The sequence below is a fragment of the Bordetella bronchialis genome (assembly GCF_001676705.1).
Taxonomy (GTDB): Bacteria; Pseudomonadota; Gammaproteobacteria; order Burkholderiales; family Burkholderiaceae_B; genus Bordetella_C; species Bordetella_C bronchialis.
Window position 1 is genome coordinate 1,834,313 of the sequence record NZ_CP016170.1, and the last position, 15,845, is coordinate 1,850,157.

The following is a 15,845-nucleotide window of genomic DNA, read 5'->3' on the forward strand; positions in this document are numbered from 1 at the left end:
GACATAGGGAAGAACCATCATGAGTGCAATCGTCGACATCATCGGCCGCGAAATCCTCGATTCGCGCGGCAATCCGACCGTGGAATGCGATGTACTGCTGGAATCGGGCGCCATGGGCCGCGCCGCGGTGCCCTCGGGCGCGTCCACCGGTACCCGCGAAGCCATCGAGTTGCGCGACGGCGACAAGAACCGCTACCTGGGCAAGGGCGTGCTGCGCGCGGTGGAGAACCTGAACACGGAAATCTCCGAAGCGCTGATGGGCCTGGACGCGCAGGAACAGACCTTCGTCGACCGCACCCTGATCGAGCTGGACGGCACCGACGCCAAGGAGCGCCTGGGCGCCAATGCCATCCTGGCCGCCAGCATGGCGGTGGCGCGCGCCGCCGCCGACGAATCCGGCCTGTCGCTGTACCGCTATTTCGGCGGCAGCGGGCCCATGAGCATGCCCGTGCCCATGATGAACGTCATCAATGGCGGCGCCCATGCCAACAACACCCTGGACCTGCAGGAATTCATGATCCTGCCGGTGGGCGCGGCCAGCTTCCGCGAAGCCCTGCGCTGGGGCGCGGAAGTCTTCCACGCCCTGAAGAAACTGATCAACGCCCAGGGCATGTCCACCGCCGTCGGCGACGAGGGCGGCTTCGCGCCCAACGTCGCCAACCACGAAGCCGCCATCCAGCTGATCCTGAAGGCCATCGGCGAAGCCGGCTACGAGCCCGGCACGCAGATCGCGCTGGGCCTGGACTGCGCCAGCTCGGAGTTCTTCAAGAACGGCAAGTACGTGCTGGAAGGCGAGGGCGGCATTTCGCTCAGCTCGCAGGAGTTCGCCAACCTGCTGGCCACCTGGTGCGACAAGTACCCCATCATCTCCATCGAGGACGGCATGGCCGAAAACGATTGGGAAGGCTGGAAGCTGCTGACCGACCAGTTGGGCAAGAAGGTGCAGCTGGTGGGCGACGACCTGTTCGTCACCAATACCCGCATCCTGAAGGAAGGCATCTCCAAGGGCGTGGCCAACTCCATCCTGATCAAGATCAACCAGATCGGCACGCTGACCGAGACCTTCGCCGCCATCGAAATGGCCAAGCGCGCGGGCTACACCGCCGTGGTGTCGCACCGCTCGGGCGAAACGGAAGATTCCACCATCGCCGATATCGCCGTCGCGACCAATGCCATGCAGATCAAGACGGGCTCGCTGTCGCGCTCGGATCGCATGGCCAAGTACAACCAGCTGCTTCGCATCGAGGAAGAACTGGCCGAGGTCGCCTCCTATCCTGGCCTGGAAGCCTTCTACAACCTGCGTTAGCGCCCTCGCGCGCACGACGGCGCGTCGGCCGCGACGCGCCGTTCCAACCCTAACGGATATCCACGCATGCGCCTGTTGTTCCTGGTTCTGCTGGCCCTGGTCTGCCTGATCCAATACCCCCTCTGGCTGGGCAAGGGCGGCTGGTTCAAGGTCTGGGACCTGCAGAAACAGGTGGCCGCCCAGCGCGCCGTCAACGACGGCATGCGGGCGCGCAACGCCGCGCTGGACGCGGAAGTGCGCGATCTGCAGACGGGCACCGGCGCGCTGGAAGAGCGCGCGCGCAGCGAACTGGGCATGATGAAGGACGGCGAGGTCTTCGTACAGATCGTGCCGGCCGGCAGCGTGCCGCCGGCGCCCGTCGCGGCCCCTGGCGGGGCGAACCGGCCTGCCGCGGCGACAGCCGGCCGTGCGGGGTCCGCGCCCGCGGGGCAGGCTGCCCGCCGCTGAGCTCGCCCCGTCCGCCAGGACGGGCGTGATCCGGCAGGCGGCCCACAGGCGTTGGCGATGGCGGGCCGTGCTGGCCCTTCATCGCGACGCAGGCAGCCCCGCTTGCCGCTCATCGCGCCGGCCCCGGGGGTGGCCACCTGGCCGTCATCGTGACCACGCTGGCGGCAGGCAGCACAGCTGGACACCGCAGGCGGGATCCCGGAAGGGCCCGCCGGGCGCCGCCTCGGTGGCCGGGCTTGCGTGTGCGTGGGGCTCGCGCGCATTGCCCAGCGGAACATGACCCTTTTGCGCGCCGTCTTTTGCCCGCGATGGCGTGTCCTGCCCATGTCCGCGGAATTGCCAGGACACCAGCGGCCCTTTGGGCGACGCGCCCGCCTTGCCCGGTCCGCGCGACGCCGGTGGCCTGGACACCGCGGTAGGCGCGCCGCCGGTCGCAGCCCCCCACAACACTGGATGCGACTGCATGGGCAGGGCGGATTCCATCGCCATCACCAGCATCCCGGCGCGGGCTGCGGGATGGCTCGCCTCCGGCCCGTTCCCGTCGCGCATCGCGGCCAGGCGCTTCAGTATCGCGCGCAGTCCCGGCACCAGCGGCGGGTGTACATAGGTCAAACGCAGCCGCAGCATATTGGCCTCGAAAATCGTCTGGCCGGACAGGGGGCCCCGGCCGCCCGCCCAGCCCATGCGGCGGCGCCGCAGGTGTTGTTCCGCCTGGTAATCGTTGTTGATCGCGGGCAGGCCGGCCGCGCCCGCCACGCGCAGCGCGGCGTCGCCGAAGTCGGCAAAGGCGAGGGACCCCGGCGACAGCACATCGATGCGCCATGGCGGCGCACCGGCCGTTCTCGCGACGTCCAGGAAGGCGGCACGCATGCGGGCCCGCGCGTCGCCATGCGGTCCGGGAGGGTGGAATAGCGGCAGCAGGGCGTCTTCGAAGGCCTGGTCGATGATGGCCGGCCGGGCGTGGACGGTCGCGCCGGCGCGCGCGGCCTCCAGCAAGGCCAGGCTGAGCATTTGCCGGACGACATGCCAGCGCGCGGCTTCCACGACGAAGAGCGCCCCGAACAACAAAGGCAGCGCCGTGACGGCAAAGGAGGCGGCGGCCGCGCCAAGCTGACGGGCGGCCCCGCGCGCGGGCAGGGGAAGCATGGCGGGGAGTGTGCGGCGCCATGCGGTGGCTGTCGATTGCGATATCTACGCGTGATGCGCGCGACACATGCCTGTCCGGTGACAGGTGCCTGGCGCCCGCCGGCGCTGTCGGGTGCCCCGAGCCAGCTGCCCGGTACCGGGTACGGCGCTCAATGCACCGTGGGCGGATCCTGTTCCGGCAGCGCCTGCGATTCCGTGAAGAGCCCCGCGCAATCCACCGCATCGAACAGGTAGGGCTTGCCGCAGAAATCGCAGGCCACTTCGACCTGTCCGCGTTCGGCCAGGATGTCCTCGATTTCCGCGCGGCCCAGCATGCGCAACATGTCGGCGACCTTGGCGCGGTTGCAGGGACAGTGCCAGCGCACGCCCGCCGGATCGAAGGTCAGCAGCGTTTCTTCCCAGTACAGGCGATGGATCAGCGTATCGATATCCGTGGCCAGCAGCTCGTCGGACCCCAGCGTTTGCGTCAGGTGGACGGCGCGGTTCCACGTCTCTTCGGCGGCCTCGGGCGTTTGCGCCGTGCCGCCCTGGCCGGGCAGCCGCTGCAGCAGCATCCCCGCGGCATGATTGTCGTCGGCGGCCAGCCACAGGCGGGTCTCCAGCTGTTCCGACTGCTGCATGTAGTGGCTGAGCGCATCGGCCACGGTTTCGCCGACGATGGGCACGATGCCCTGGTAGGGCTGCTGGCCCGGCGTCTTGCGCTGCGGATCCAGCACGACGATGAAGCGTCCGTTGCCGCCCGGATTCATCAGGCTTTGCATGGTGCCCGTGTCCGGCACGACGCGGTCCTGGCGCAGCTTGACGGTGGCCCGCAGGCTGAGGTCCGCGCGGCACTCCACGACGACCAGGGCGATCGGGCCGTCGCCCTGGATCTGCATGACCAGGGAGCCCTCGAACTTGAGATTGGCGGCCAGCAGCGTGGATGCAGCGATCAGCTCGCCCAGCAGGCGCTTCACCGCAAGGGGGTATTCGTGATTCACCTGGGCCGCGCGCCAGGTGTCGTGCAACCGTACCGCCTGTACGCGTACGGTGCGGTCCTCGAACAGGTATTTCTTCAGAAGATCGGTCATGGGCGCATCTTAGCCGATCGGACCCGCGCGCCAGGGCCCCGGCAGCCAAGGCTGAGCACGGCGGCAGTGCGCGGGCCCCTAGCCTATGCGTTTCAGCACGCGCTTGTACTGCTGGCCGCGTTCGACATAGCCCTGCGTGTTGCCATGCATGCGTTCGATTTCTTCCGGGGTCAGCTCGCGCACCACTTTGCCGACGCCGATCACCAGGCTGTTATCCGGAATGACGCGGCCTTCGGGAATGATGGCGCCCGCGCCGATCAGGCAGTTGCGCCCGACCACGGCGTCATTCAGCACCACGGCCTGGATGCCCACCAGCGCGCCCTCGCGGATGGTGCAGCCATGCAGCATGGCCTGGTGGCCCACGGTGACACGGGCCTCTACCGTCAGGCCATGGCCGGTATCCACGTGCAGGACGGAGGACTCCTGGATGTTGCTGCCGCGGCCGATCACGATGGGGGCGTTGTCCCCGCGTATCGTCACCTGCGGCCAGATGCTGACGTCCGCTTCCAGCGTGACGTCGCCGATGATATCGGCGCTGTCGGCGATGTAGGCACTGGCGTCGATACGGGGAGCGACGCCGTCGAGTTCGTAAATGGCCATGATGGATATCCCCCGGGCTCAGGCGGCCTGGCCGCCGTGTGCCTTTTCGGCTTTTTCCTCTTCCCTCTGCCGCAGCACCCGGCGCTGCACCTTGCCGGTGGTGGTCATGGGCAACTCGTCGAGGAACTCGATTTCCTTCGGATACTCGTACGGCGCCAGGCGCTCGCGTACATGGTCTTGCAGCGCCTGCACGATGCCCTCGCGCGGCTGGCCGGCGTACTCTGGCGTCAGCACGACATAGGCCTTGACCAGCGCGCCGCGTTCCGGATCCGGCTTGGGCACGACGGCGGCATTGGCGACGGCGGGATGGCCCAGCAGGCAGCTTTCGATCTCTCCCGGGCCGATACGGTAGCCCGCCGACTTGAATACGTCGTCGCTGCGGCCGGCATACCAGAGGTAGCCGTCCTCGTCCTTGCGCGCCAGGTCGCCCGTGCGGCACCAGTCGCCGGTGAATTTCGCGGCCGTCGCCGTGGGGTTGCGCCAGTATTGCAGGAACAGGATGGGGTCGGGATGGCCGTGGATGTCGTAGCGGTTCAGCGCGACTTCGCCGACTTCGCCGGTCTTGACGGGCTGGCCCTGTTCGTCGATGACGGCTACCTGGTGGCCGGGATAGGGCCGGCCCATGCTGCCCGGCTTGGCGGGCCAGCGCGCCTGGCTGTTGCCCACCAGGTAATTCATTTCGGTCTGGCCGAACATCTCGTTGGGCGTGATGCCCAGCGCCGACCGGCACCAGTTGAATACCGTCTCTCCCACGCTTTCGCCGGCGCTCATGATCGCGCGCAGCACGAGCTTGTACCGTTCGCGTGGCGCCGGAACGGCCTTCATCATCGCCTTCAAGGCGGTGGGGAACAGGAAAGTATTGGTGACCTGGTATCGCTCCAGGAGTTCGAAGGCGCGCTCGGGCGAGAAACGGCCGCGCGTGCCGACGATGGGATGCCCGAAATACAGGGTAGGCAGCAGCGCGTCCATCATGCCGCCCGTCCAGGCCCAGTCCGCCGGCGACCAGAAAACGTCCCCCTGCTTGGGAAACCAGTCCTGGGAAGCCACGAAACCCGGCAAATTCCCGATCAGGGCGCAGTGCGGCAGCAACGCGCCCTTGGGCGCGCCGGTCGTGCCGGACGTATACAGCAGGATGGCCGGATCCGTGGCCAGCGTGGGAATGCGCTTGAATTCGCCGGGCTGGCGGGCCAGCAGGCTGCGCCAGGGCAGCACGCGCTCGTCCGCGAAGCCGATGCCGATGATCTGGTGCAAGGCGGGGCACTGTTCCGCGATGGACAGCAGGTTCGCGCTGGAGGCGGCATCCACCACGGCGACCCGGGCTTCGGAGTCGCGCAGCCGCGCTTCCAGGGCCTCGGGCCCGAAAAGCGCCGACAAGGGCACGATGATGGCGCCGACGCTGTAGGTCGCCATATGGACGACGACGGTCTCCGGCCGTTGTCCTAAAACAACACCTACGCGGTCGCCCTTGCCCACCCCCATGCGTACCAGGCCATTGGCCAGCTGGTTCGCCGCTTCCGCCAGGCGCCCGTAGGTCCAGACCTCTCTATTCCCCGACTCGTCCTCGTAATAAACGGCAATGCGCCGCGCGTCGAGGCCGCTCTCGGCCCAACGGTGGCAGCACACCTCGGCGATGTTGAACTGGGTGGGTACTAGCCAGCGGAATGAGTCGTAAAGCGCCTGGTATTGATCGTTCATGGCCCTGTTGTGAGCGGTTACAACGATGGGACTCGTCGGCAGTGCTTTTGGGGCCGGATTGCCCCAGACGCAAGCATGACCTAGCGAGCCACGATCTGCAACATTGGCGTGTGGCCGTTCCCCGCGTCTAGGGTTATTACGGATGTTCCCCGCGCTGGCGGGCCAATTATGGATGCTTGCCCTGGCGCCGCAGGGCCGACGGCAGGGCCGGCAGCGAAACCGGGCGGGGGGCGCGGGCCGGTGGCGTGCCCGCGGCGCGGTCGGCCAGGACGGCCGCCCAATCGATCAACTGCAGATGGCCGCTGTGGTCCTCGGCCAGGGCGGACAGGCTTTCCACCCAGTCGCCGTCGTTGCAATACAGCACGCCGTCGATATCCCGCAGCTCGGCCTTGTGGATATGGCCGCACACGACCCCGTCCAGCCCGCGCCGGCGGGCTTCGCCAGCCAGGGCCTGCTCGAAGTCGGTGATGAAGGCCACCGCGTTCTTGACCTTGTGCTTCAGGTACTGCGACAGCGACCAGTAGTGCAGCCCCAGGCGATGCCGCATGCGATTGAAGTAGTGATTCAACCAGAGGGCGAACTGGTAAAGGGAGTCACCCAGGTGCGCCAGCCACTTGCTGTGCTGGATGACGCCATCGAACTGGTCGCCGTGCAGCACGAGCAGCTTGCGGCCGTCCGCCGTTTCATGGACGTCCTCGTCGACGATTTCGATATCGCCGAAGGCGTAGCCGATGAACTCGCGGGCGAATTCGTCGTGGTTGCCCGGAACGAAAACCACCCGGGTGCCTTCCCGCGCCTTGCGCAGGATGCGCTGCACGATGTCATTGTGGGCGCGCGGCCAGTGCCAATGCTTGCGAAGTTGCCAGCCGTCGACGATATCGCCCACCAGATACAGGGTCTCGGCTTCGTTGTGATCCAGGAAATCCAGGAGGAATTCGGCCTTGCACCCCGCCGTGCCGAGATGCAGGTCGGAAATCCACACAGTGCGCCAATGCGTCGGGCGAGTCTCGTTCACATGTCCCTCGGGTCGCGCTGTCATGCAAGCATGAAATCACCGTGCGATGACGCCGATGTGAAATCGGCATGGCGCTTTCATGACAAGCGCGCGGCGACGCCCGGTGCCAGGCGCGGCGGGACGGCAGGCGCGGGATCAGGCGCCGGCGGTGCGCCCGCGTGCCGCGTTTGCAGCGGCCGGAACGGAGACGAGACGGGTGCCGGCCCAGCGGTCATGCAGGAACTGGCCATCCGGATCCAGCCAGGATCCGATGAAGATCGCGAAAGGCGCCGCCACGATGAACATCAACGTGCCCGGCCAGTGCGTAAGGGATTCGATGGCCCATACGGCCAGCGCCGCCAGCAGAGGCAGCAGCCAGGCCAGCACGTAGCGCCATGCCAGCCGCGCGAGCGAGGGCGTGGCCCCGTCGCGGCCCACCAGGCGGATGTTCCAGGTTTTCATGGGAAGCGTCTGGCCGGATCGGCGCCAGCACACCAGGAAGTAGCCGCCAATGGCCAGGAAAAGCCACAGCTGTCGCGCGGAGCGCAGCATCAGGCCGCTGCGGCTCTGGGTCAGCGTGTCGAACAGGTAGTCGGCCAGGAAAACCACGCCGAAAAGGAGCACGGCCTCGTACATCATGCAGGCGAAGCGGCGCAGGCGGGGCGGAGCGGGCAGGGCGGCGGTGTCGTTCATAGCGGCCGTATTATCGCTTGCCCGCGCCCGGCCCGCGGAAGGAGACGCCGGCGCGCCAGGGTGGCCAGCGGCGAAAGGGCCAAAGCGCCTCGGACTGCGCGGGGCAAAAAAAAAGCCCGCCACGAGGGCGGGTTCTAAAAGGGGCTTGTGCAGCCCCCAAGGGGACTTGTCGCTGTCGGGCTCGCGATTCAGGCGCGGGCGGCTTCGCCGCTGTGGCGGCTGGCCGGGGCGCGGAAAGAGCGGCCGAACTTGCTGATCAGTTTGCCCAGCGCACGGAGGGGCCGCGGGCGGAATTGTTCTTCAATGGCCTGACGCATCAATTCGCGTTCCAGTTCGTCGGTCAGGCGGAGGGGTTCACGTTCGTTCACGATAATATCCTGGGTGCTAAAAGCAAGCGCCGCGTTCCATCCCGGTGGACTACTTTCATGCAGGCGCTCTAGGGATAACCCGAATTTTAGGGGTTAACCCTAGATTCCGCAAGTCGTAAAAAAACCACAAGTACGGCATCTTGGCCGCGGTGTGGCGCCGGGCTGGCAAAAGGGGGTCATAGTGAGCCAGGGTGACCTCTACAATGGCCGGATGGAGAGCCCGGCCACCGAACCCGTCCCCGACTGGCGTATCGATCCCGTGGGAGACCGCTGTCTGCTCGTCACCCTGGGAGACGAGGTCGACGCCCGTACCAATCGCGCGGTGCAGGCCTTGGCGGCCGATCTGCTCGCGGAACCGCCGCCAGGCGTAATAGACGTGGTGCCGGCCTTCACCACCGTCGCCTTGCACTACCTGCCGCAGGCTTATGCGGGCCAGGCGGGCACGCCCTTCGAGTGCCTGTCCGCCATCCTGCGGGAGCGCTTGCGCCGGGGTGTCCCGGATATCCTCGGGGAATCCCGGGTCGTGGAGATCCCGGCCTGCTATGGCGGCGTCCACGGTCCCGACCTGGACGAGGTCGCCCGGCGTTGCGGCTTGAGCACCGCCGAAGTCATTGCCCTGCACGGTGCCTCTCCGCTGGTGATCTACACGTTTTTCTTCGCGCCGGGGGCCCCTTTCGCCGGTGGGCTGGATCCGCGCCTGGCGGTGCCGCGCCGCGCCACTCCCCGTACGGAGGTGCCCGCCGGCTCGGTGGCGATCGCCAACGGGTTGTCCATGATTTACCAACTGGCCATGCCGGGCGGCTGGAACCTGATCGGCCGCACGCCCTGGAATCTGTTCGATCTGGAGCGGGACCCGCCGGTACGGCTGCGGTTGGGCGACCGCCTGCGCTTCGTGCCGATTTCCCCCGCCGAATTCGACCGCCTGTACGAGGCCCGCCGATGATACGGGTATTGAAACCCGGCGCCTTGTCCCAGTTGCAGGATCTGGGGCGCTATGGGCAGCAACGCTATGGCGTCCCCGTGAACGGGGTCATGGACGAATGGTCGCACCGCCTCGCCAACGTCCTGGTCGGCAATCCGGAAGACCAGGCCACGCTGGAATGCACCTTGACCGGCCCGACCCTGCGGTTCACGCGCGATCGCCTGATCGCGTTGTCGGGGGCCGACATGCAGGCGCGTATCGATGGCATGCTGGTCCCGCTGGACCAGCCCCTGCTGGTTCGCGGCGGCGCAACCCTTGCCTGCGGCGAGCGCCGACGTGGCGCGCGGTTGTACCTGGCGGTGCGTGGCGGTTTCGACGTGCCGGCGGTGATGGGCAGCCGCAGCACCTTCCTGCGTGGCGGCTACGGCGGCTTCCAGGGGCGTGCGCTGGCACGGGGCGATCGCCTGCCGCTGCAGCCGGCGGACGCCGGATATCCCGGGGCCATGCGGCTGCTGGTCCAGTGCGGGACGCCTTTCGTTTCCGCCGCCCAGTTCGCGATAGCGGCCCCGGATGGCGACGCGGGCATCCTGCGGGTGGTACCCGGACCGCAGTGGCATGCCTTTACCGCACAGGCACGGCAGGCATTCGTCGAGCAGCCATTTCAGATCGACAACCGCTCCGACCGCATGGGGTACCGCCTGGCCGGGCCGCGCCTCATGCTGGCGCAGCCGCTGGAGATGGTCTCCGAGGCGGTTTCCTTCGGCACCGTGCAGGTGCCGCCGGACGGTAATCCCATTGTGTTGATGGCGGATCGCCAGAGCGCCGGCGGTTATCCCAAGATCGCCTATGTGGCCAGTGTCGATCTGCCGAGGCTGGCACAGGCGCTGCCCGGGGATACGGTGCGGTTCGCCCCGATCACGCTGGCGCAGGCGCAGGCCCTGTATCTGCAGCGGGAAGACCGGCTGGCGGAACTGCGCGCCCTGGTGGCGCGGGCCATGCAGGCGGCGCCGCACGGCCGACAGGTGCGGGATCCCGGGCATGACGACTTCCGCGCCGGCGACCCTGAGGCTGGCGACCCGTGTCCGGCCGATCGTGGGCCGGCCGACCCCGGGGCCGCCGATCCCGGGTCGCGGCCGGCGGCATAGCGCCGCGCCGGCCGCGCCGCGCCGGCCGCGCCGCGGCGGCTCAGTCCTGCCCGGCCTCGTCGGCATCCCCCGGCGCATCGGCGTCGTCCTGGCCGCGGTGCGTACCGCCGTCGTGGTGGGCGCGTTTGTCGCGGTAGCCGGCGCTGACCAGCTCGAAGCCGAACAGGCGGCAATCCAGCGGGCCGTTGTGCAAGGGAATGCGGCGCAGGGGCTTCAGGCGCATTTTCTGGGGCAGCGTCAGATCGCTGGAGATCGCATGGACCTGCCATCCCGAGAAGTTCCGTTTCAGGCAGGCCGCCCAATCGCGCCACAGGTCCTCGTCCTGGCCGGCCTGCATCCGTTCGCCGTACGGGGGGTTGGTAACGATCCAGCCGCGGTCGACCGGCGCCTGCAGCGTGCGGGCGTCAGCGACCTGGAACTGGATGCTGTCTTCGGTGAGCCACGCGCGTTCGGCGTTGCGCCGCGCATGGTCGATGGCGGCCGGGTCGATGTCGTAGCCGAACAGCGGCGTGTCCAGGCGCGGGCGGATACGCGCCCGCGCGTCGTCCTTCAGGTCCTGCCAGCGTCGCGCGTCGTGTCCGCGCAGGCGCTCGAAGGAGAACGGGCGGGCAATGCCCGGCGGGACGCCCAGGGCGACCCAGGCGGCTTCGATCAGTATGGTGCCGCTGCCGCAGAAAGGGTCGAGCAGCGGCGCCGCCGGATCCCAGCCGGCCAAGGCCAGCATGCCGGCCGCCAGGTTCTCGCGCAGGGGGGCCTCGCCCTTGTCCAGCCGCCATCCGCGCTTGAACAGCGATTCGCCGCTGGTATCCAGGTACAGCGTGGCGGTATCGCTGGTCAGGAAGGCGTGCACCCGCGCGTCCGGCCGCACGGTGTCGATATCGGGGCGCGCGCCTTCACGGTCCAGCAGGCGGTCGCAGATGCCGTCCTTGACCCGCAGATTGCAGTATTGCAGGCTGCGCATGGGGCTTTTGATGGCCGAGGTATCCACGCGCAGCGAGCGTTCCGCGCCGAACCAGCGTTCCCACTGCGTGGCATAGGCCAGGTCCAGCAGATCGTTTTCTTCCTGCACGGGGCCCTGCGCGACCTGCACCAGCACCCGGGTCGCCAGGCGCGAATACAGATTGGCGTGCTGCACGCCGGTCCAGTCGGCGCTGAAATGGACGCCCGCCCGGCCGATGCGGGCGTCCGCGAAGCCCAGTGCCTGCATCTCGATGGCGAGCACTTCCTCCAGTCCCTGGGGACAGGGCGCGAAGACCTGGAACCGTTCGCCGGCGCGCGGTCCGGTGTCGCGCTGGCCGCCCTCCCGCCCGCGCTTGCGCGGACGGTCGGTATATTCCACGTCGTAGGCATCGGGGCCGTCGCGATGGTCGGCGATTGGCGCCGCGTCCGGCGACGCCTCGTCTCGTTGGTTGGCGCGCGTCGCCGGAAATGACCGGCTTGCCGTTTCGTCCTTTACGCGCGTGCCTGTGACCGACCTGTCCCGGGCAGGACGGGCCGAACCGCCCGCTGCCGCGGCGCCGCGGCCCGCGTGCCGCGGGGCGGCGGCGCCCGGCCGGCCGCGGTCACGGGAGCGGTCGCCGTTGCGGGCAGTGGGGGCCGCGGGCTCGTCCTGCGAGCGGGCTTTCTCGCGCTCTTTTTCCTGCTGCGCCACCAGGCGCGCGCGGCTGCCGCTGCGTTTGCGCTTGGCGGCATCCGGCGCGGGCGCGGCAGCGCCGGCGCGCTTGCCCAGGGTCAGCGTTTTGCGCGGGCGATCGGGATCGTCGACGGACATGTAGCGGGAAAATCCAGGAGTCTAGAAAGGCTTGACCACGACCAGCGCCACCACGATGAAGAGCAGCAGCACGGATATTTCGTTGAACCAGCGGTAGAAGGTGTGCGTGCGCGTGTTGCGGCCTTGCTCGAATTTGCGCAGCATGACGCCACAGGCGTGATGGTAGCCGATGATCAACAGCACGAAGAACAGCTTGGCGTGCATCCAGCCGTTGCCCGGTCCCATGCCGATGCCGTAGCCGATATACAGCCACAGCCCGAAAACGACGGCGATGACGGCCAGCAGCGTGGTAAAGCGGAACAGGCGCCGCGCCATGCCGAGCAGTACCGCGCGGACCGCCGGCTCGTCCTGCTGCGCCAGGTTCACATAGATGCGCGGCAGGTAGAACAAGCCGGCGAACCAGGCGGCGATGAAGACGATGTGCAGGGTCTTGATCCAGAGCATGGGCCGTTACCTCGGAAAAAAGAGGCATTGTAGGGTAGGGCAGCGGGCTGGCACGCCCGCATGCCCATTCCCCGGCCGCCGGGGTCAGCCGCGCAACTGCCCTTCGCCCGTCAGCACCCACTTATAGGTGGTCAGGCCCTCCAGCCCCACCGGCCCGCGGGCGTGCAGGCGGTTGGTGGAGATGCCGATCTCGGATCCCAGGCCGTACTCGTAGCCGTCGGCGAACACGGTGGGCAGATTCACATAGACGGAGCTGGAGTCGACCTCGCGCTGGAAGCGCTGCGCCGCGCCCAGGTCTTCGGTGACGATGGCGTCGGTATGGCCGGAGCCCCAGCGTCCGATGTGCTCGATGGCCTCGTCCAGGCTGTCGACGATGCGCACGGCCAGGATGGGCCCCAGGAATTCCTCGGCCCAGTCGGCGTCCGTGGCGGGCTTGGCGGCCGGCACCAGTTCGCGTGTGCGCGGGCAGCCTCGCAGCTCCACGCCATGGGCGATGTAGGCGTCCGCCAAGCGGGGCAGGATGGCGCCGGCGACCGCGCCATGCACCAGCAGCGTCTCCATCGAGCCGCACACGCCGTAGCGGTAGGTCTTGGCGTTGTAGGCGATGGCATGGGCCTTTCGGGCATCCGCCGCGGCATCGATATAGACGTGGCAATTGCCGTCCAGGTGCTTGATGACGGGCACGCGCGCTTCGGCGCTGACCCGCTGGATCAGGCTCTTGCCGCCGCGCGGCACGATGACGTCGACATGTTCCGTCATGGTGATGAGCTTGCCCACCGCCGCGCGATCGGCGGTGTCCACCACCTGGACCGCATGGGCGGGCAGGCCGGCGGTCTCCAGGCCGTGGCGCACGATGGCGGCGAGCGCCAGATTGGAACGCAGCGCTTCGCTGCCGCCGCGCAGGATGGCCGCATTGCCCGATTTCAGGCACAGGGCCGCCGCGTCGATGGTCACGTTGGGACGGGATTCGTAGATGATGCCGATGACGCCCAGCGGCACGCGCATCTGCGCCACGCGCATGCCGTTGGGGCGCACGCTGGTGGGGCCGATGCTGCCGACCGGATCCGGCAGCGCGGCGACCTGGCGCAGGCCGTCCGCCATCAGGTCCAGCGTTTTGTCGGAGAGGGCAAGTCGATCCAGCAGCGCCGGGCTCAGGCCCGTCTCGCGCGCGGCATCGATGTCCTGGCGGTTGGCGGATTTCAGGCTGTCGCGGCCGTCGGCGATGGCGTCGGCCATGGCCGTCAGGGCGCGCGCTTTCGCCGCGCCGCTGGCGCGCATCATCTCGCGCGCGGCGCGCCGGGCGTTCTCGCCCAGGGCGAGCATGGCAAGTTCTACGTTTTGCGTGGACATGGCAGTCGGTATGTCGATCCGGGACGCAGGCGTTTCGGCATCCGCGGGGAACTTGCTAGTGTATCCGTTCACGCGCCGGCTGCCGCGTGCGTCGGCTGGCCTGCGGGCGCCTCAGGACTCGCGCCGGCCCGCGGCGGCGACGCGCAGGGCCAGTCGGGTCATTTCTTCCCAAGGATCGGACAGCCGGCCAGGCACCGCCAGGCCCTTGATGATGCGATCTACATCGTGGGCGTGCTGCACGGCGGCCGGCCAGGCGCGCGCCGGGACACGCGACAGGGCCTGCAGCGCCAGGCGTTCGTGCGCGCCGAAGATGCGCAGGCGCCGCATGACCGCGCCGCTGTCCTGTCCGCTGGCGCGGGCCTGGGCGACACGGGCCAGGACGCGAATTTCTTCGCCCACCGCCCACAGCACCAGGGGCAGGGCTTCGCCTTCCGCGCGCAGGCCATCGAGCATCCGTACCGTGCGGCCGACGTCGCCGGCCAGCATGGCGTCGCGCAGTCCGAAGACGTCATAGCGCGCGACGTTCAGTACCGCGCGTTCGACGGCCTCGGCCTCCAGCGCGCCCTCGGGATACAGCAGGCCCAGTTTCTGGATTTCCTGGTGCGCCGCCAGCAGATTGCCTTCGACCTTGTCTGCCATCCATTGCAGGGTGGCGGCATCGGCCCGCTGGTTCTGGCGTGCCAGCCGTTCGCCTATCCACGCTGGCAGGCGGCCGCGTTCGATATTGGGGATGTCGACCACGGTGCCGCGGGACAGGGCCGCCATCCAGCGGCTTTCCCGGGTGGCCTTGTCCAGCCGCGGCAGGCCGACGGCGATGATGGTGTCGGGATCGCCGCCGCCGGGGTCCGCCTGTTCGGCCAGCCGGGCCAGCATGTCGGCGCCGGCCTTGCCGGGCTTGCCGGTGGGGATCTTGAGTTCCAGCAGGCGGCGGTCGCCGAACAGCGATACGGTCTGCGTGGCGGCGACCACCGCGCTCCAGTCGCTGCGCGCGTCCATCACCATGGAAGTGCGCTCCGTGTAGCCGGCCGCGCGCGCGGCGGCGCGCAGCGCGTCCATGGCTTCGGTCACCAGCAGGGGTTCGTCGCCGCTGATGGTGTACAGGGGCGACAACTTGCCGCCTGCGCGCCGCAGGTGGTCGGCGAAGCGGTCCGCATCCAGGGGCTGGGCCATGGGCGATCAGTACTGCATATCGTCGTCGGGGCTGGGCGGGCCGTTGGTGATGCTGGGACGGTTCCAGGGCAGGCGGTCGGACTGCTGCGGGGGAGGCGCGGTGTCGTACACCGGGCCCGTGTCCTCGCCCGGCTTGGCGTGTTCCAGTCTTTGGGCGGCAAGGCGCACGTCCGGCGCCGTCAGGCGGCGCACGATGCGGCTGACCAGGCTTTGCTCCATGTTGCGGTACAGGCTTTCGGCCTGGCCTTCCTTGGCCTGCACGACCTGGTCGTTGTAGGGCATCTCCCGGTAGGTTTCCAGCGTCGTGTCCGGCAGCAGGGCGCGGCCCTTGCTGTCGATCACGCGGAAAGTGAACACCAGGCCCAGTTCGTATTCCTCGACCCGGCCCTGGGCGTTGAGGGAGACTTCACGCATGGAGCGGGAATTGCGGATCTGCTGCAGCTGCGCTTCCGCCTCTTTGGGCGCCGCCACCAGCTTGGTGTCCGGCGAGGCCGCTTCGATGGCCCGGCGCACTTCCGCGCCGAAGCGCGAGTTCGGCGGAATGCCGACATACAGCGAATCGAAGGGCAGCGGGGTGGTGCCGCGCATCTGGAAACCGCAGGCCGACAACAACAGCAGCAGCGCCAGGCTGGCGACGCGCAAGCCGCCGCGATAGCCGTTCCAGCCCTGGCCGCGTCCTGCCACGCCCACCGGGCGGTTTCCTTGCCTGGCGAAATTCATGCGG

Annotated in this window: 16 protein-coding genes; 4 read left to right on the forward strand and 12 right to left on the reverse strand. The window is 68.5% G+C overall.

Annotated elements, in window-relative coordinates:
• Nucleotides 1–19: 19 nt before the first annotated feature.
• Nucleotides 20–1,306 (forward strand): phosphopyruvate hydratase, encoded by a 1,287-nt coding sequence (eno, locus tag BAU06_RS08170; protein WP_066346860.1) that lies wholly within the window; start codon nucleotides 20–22, stop codon nucleotides 1,304–1,306.
• Nucleotides 1,307–1,372: 66 nt separating this feature from the next.
• Entirely contained in the window at nucleotides 1,373–1,753 is a 381-nt protein-coding gene (ftsB, locus tag BAU06_RS08175; RefSeq protein ID WP_066346864.1) for a cell division protein FtsB, read from the forward strand.
• Nucleotides 1,754–1,897: 144 nt separating this feature from the next.
• Here the strand turns inward: ftsB and BAU06_RS08180 are convergent, their stop codons facing one another.
• From BAU06_RS08180 to BAU06_RS08210, 7 genes are all read right to left on the reverse strand, one after another.
• Nucleotides 1,898–2,899: a hypothetical protein gene (locus BAU06_RS08180; protein ID WP_066346868.1), complete on the reverse strand. Its 1,002-nt coding sequence runs from the start codon at nucleotides 2,897–2,899 to the stop codon at nucleotides 1,898–1,900.
• A gap of 149 nt (nucleotides 2,900–3,048) precedes the next feature.
• A complete protein-coding gene (gene hslO, locus BAU06_RS08185) occupies nucleotides 3,049–3,969 on the reverse strand; it encodes an Hsp33 family molecular chaperone HslO (RefSeq protein WP_066346870.1) in 921 nt (306 codons plus the stop codon).
• 78 nt (nucleotides 3,970–4,047) lie between these two features.
• Nucleotides 4,048–4,569: a gamma carbonic anhydrase family protein gene (locus tag BAU06_RS08190; RefSeq protein WP_066346872.1), complete on the reverse strand. Its 522-nt coding sequence runs from the start codon at nucleotides 4,567–4,569 to the stop codon at nucleotides 4,048–4,050.
• Between the two features lie 18 nt (nucleotides 4,570–4,587).
• Entirely contained in the window at nucleotides 4,588–6,264 is a 1,677-nt protein-coding gene (locus tag BAU06_RS08195) for an acyl-CoA synthetase (RefSeq protein WP_066346876.1), read from the reverse strand.
• Nucleotides 6,265–6,430: 166 nt separating this feature from the next.
• Nucleotides 6,431–7,303 carry a UDP-2,3-diacylglucosamine diphosphatase gene (locus tag BAU06_RS08200; protein WP_156770181.1) on the reverse strand — a complete coding sequence of 291 codons (873 nt, stop codon included), beginning with the start codon at nucleotides 7,301–7,303 and terminating at the stop codon, nucleotides 6,431–6,433.
• A 111-nt stretch (nucleotides 7,304–7,414) separates the two neighbouring features.
• Entirely contained in the window at nucleotides 7,415–7,951 is a 537-nt protein-coding gene (locus BAU06_RS08205; RefSeq protein WP_066346880.1) for an RDD family protein, read from the reverse strand.
• A 188-nt stretch (nucleotides 7,952–8,139) separates the two neighbouring features.
• Nucleotides 8,140–8,319, reverse strand: coding sequence for a hypothetical protein (locus BAU06_RS08210; protein WP_082988066.1), 180 nt, complete (start codon nucleotides 8,317–8,319; stop codon nucleotides 8,140–8,142).
• 211 nt (nucleotides 8,320–8,530) lie between these two features.
• Here BAU06_RS08210 and pxpB point away from each other — a divergent pair, with 211 nt between their 5' ends.
• The gene (gene pxpB / locus BAU06_RS08215; protein ID WP_066346891.1) at nucleotides 8,531–9,262 is read left to right on the forward strand and encodes a 5-oxoprolinase subunit PxpB; all 732 of its coding nucleotides are present in this window, start codon (nucleotides 8,531–8,533) and stop codon (nucleotides 9,260–9,262) included.
• Nucleotides 9,259–10,386: a 5-oxoprolinase subunit C family protein gene (locus BAU06_RS08220; RefSeq protein ID WP_082993569.1), complete on the forward strand. Its 1,128-nt coding sequence runs from the start codon at nucleotides 9,259–9,261 to the stop codon at nucleotides 10,384–10,386. Before pxpB ends, BAU06_RS08220 begins: the two co-directional genes overlap by 4 nt.
• Nucleotides 10,387–10,426: 40 nt before the next feature.
• Here the strand turns inward: BAU06_RS08220 and BAU06_RS08225 are convergent, their stop codons facing one another.
• From BAU06_RS08225 to BAU06_RS08245, 5 genes are all read right to left on the reverse strand, one after another.
• Nucleotides 10,427–12,157: a THUMP domain-containing class I SAM-dependent RNA methyltransferase gene (locus tag BAU06_RS08225; protein ID WP_082993570.1), complete on the reverse strand. Its 1,731-nt coding sequence runs from the start codon at nucleotides 12,155–12,157 to the stop codon at nucleotides 10,427–10,429.
• A gap of 21 nt (nucleotides 12,158–12,178) precedes the next feature.
• Nucleotides 12,179–12,601, reverse strand: a complete 423-nt coding sequence (locus tag BAU06_RS08230; RefSeq protein ID WP_066346896.1) for a CopD family protein — start codon at nucleotides 12,599–12,601, stop codon at nucleotides 12,179–12,181.
• A gap of 84 nt (nucleotides 12,602–12,685) precedes the next feature.
• Entirely contained in the window at nucleotides 12,686–13,951 is a 1,266-nt protein-coding gene (locus BAU06_RS08235; RefSeq protein WP_066346898.1) for a glutamate-5-semialdehyde dehydrogenase, read from the reverse strand.
• A 111-nt stretch (nucleotides 13,952–14,062) separates the two neighbouring features.
• A complete protein-coding gene (gene holA, locus BAU06_RS08240) occupies nucleotides 14,063–15,121 on the reverse strand; it encodes a DNA polymerase III subunit delta (protein WP_066346899.1) in 1,059 nt (352 codons plus the stop codon).
• A 6-nt stretch (nucleotides 15,122–15,127) separates the two neighbouring features.
• Nucleotides 15,128–15,841: an LPS-assembly lipoprotein LptE gene (locus BAU06_RS08245; protein WP_082988069.1), complete on the reverse strand. Its 714-nt coding sequence runs from the start codon at nucleotides 15,839–15,841 to the stop codon at nucleotides 15,128–15,130.
• Nucleotides 15,842–15,845: the final 4 nt, after the last annotated feature.

What these genes read in the sequence shown, in the direction of transcription:
- BAU06_RS08195 (WP_066346876.1), bottom strand. Translation starts at nt 6,264, where the DNA reads ATGAACGATCAATACCAGGCGCTTTACGACTCATTCCGCTGGCTAGTA.
- BAU06_RS08220 (WP_082993569.1), top strand. Translation starts at nt 9,259, where the DNA reads ATGATACGGGTATTGAAACCCGGCGCCTTGTCCCAGTTGCAGGATCTG.
- BAU06_RS08230 (WP_066346896.1), bottom strand. Translation starts at nt 12,601, where the DNA reads ATGCTCTGGATCAAGACCCTGCACATCGTCTTCATCGCCGCCTGGTTC.
- hslO (WP_066346870.1), bottom strand. Translation starts at nt 3,969, where the DNA reads ATGACCGATCTTCTGAAGAAATACCTGTTCGAGGACCGCACCGTACGC.
- ftsB (WP_066346864.1), top strand. Translation starts at nt 1,373, where the DNA reads ATGCGCCTGTTGTTCCTGGTTCTGCTGGCCCTGGTCTGCCTGATCCAA.
- pxpB (WP_066346891.1), top strand. Translation starts at nt 8,531, where the DNA reads ATGGAGAGCCCGGCCACCGAACCCGTCCCCGACTGGCGTATCGATCCC.
- BAU06_RS08205 (WP_066346880.1), bottom strand. Translation starts at nt 7,951, where the DNA reads ATGAACGACACCGCCGCCCTGCCCGCTCCGCCCCGCCTGCGCCGCTTC.
- holA (WP_066346899.1), bottom strand. Translation starts at nt 15,121, where the DNA reads ATGGCCCAGCCCCTGGATGCGGACCGCTTCGCCGACCACCTGCGGCGC.
- eno (WP_066346860.1), top strand. Translation starts at nt 20, where the DNA reads ATGAGTGCAATCGTCGACATCATCGGCCGCGAAATCCTCGATTCGCGC.
- BAU06_RS08245 (WP_082988069.1), bottom strand. Translation starts at nt 15,841, where the DNA reads ATGAATTTCGCCAGGCAAGGAAACCGCCCGGTGGGCGTGGCAGGACGC.
- BAU06_RS08200 (WP_156770181.1), bottom strand. Translation starts at nt 7,303, where the DNA reads ATGACAGCGCGACCCGAGGGACATGTGAACGAGACTCGCCCGACGCAT.
- BAU06_RS08180 (WP_066346868.1), bottom strand. Translation starts at nt 2,899, where the DNA reads ATGCTTCCCCTGCCCGCGCGCGGGGCCGCCCGTCAGCTTGGCGCGGCC.
- BAU06_RS08235 (WP_066346898.1), bottom strand. Translation starts at nt 13,951, where the DNA reads ATGTCCACGCAAAACGTAGAACTTGCCATGCTCGCCCTGGGCGAGAAC.
- BAU06_RS08190 (WP_066346872.1), bottom strand. Translation starts at nt 4,569, where the DNA reads ATGGCCATTTACGAACTCGACGGCGTCGCTCCCCGTATCGACGCCAGT.
- BAU06_RS08225 (WP_082993570.1), bottom strand. Translation starts at nt 12,157, where the DNA reads ATGTCCGTCGACGATCCCGATCGCCCGCGCAAAACGCTGACCCTGGGC.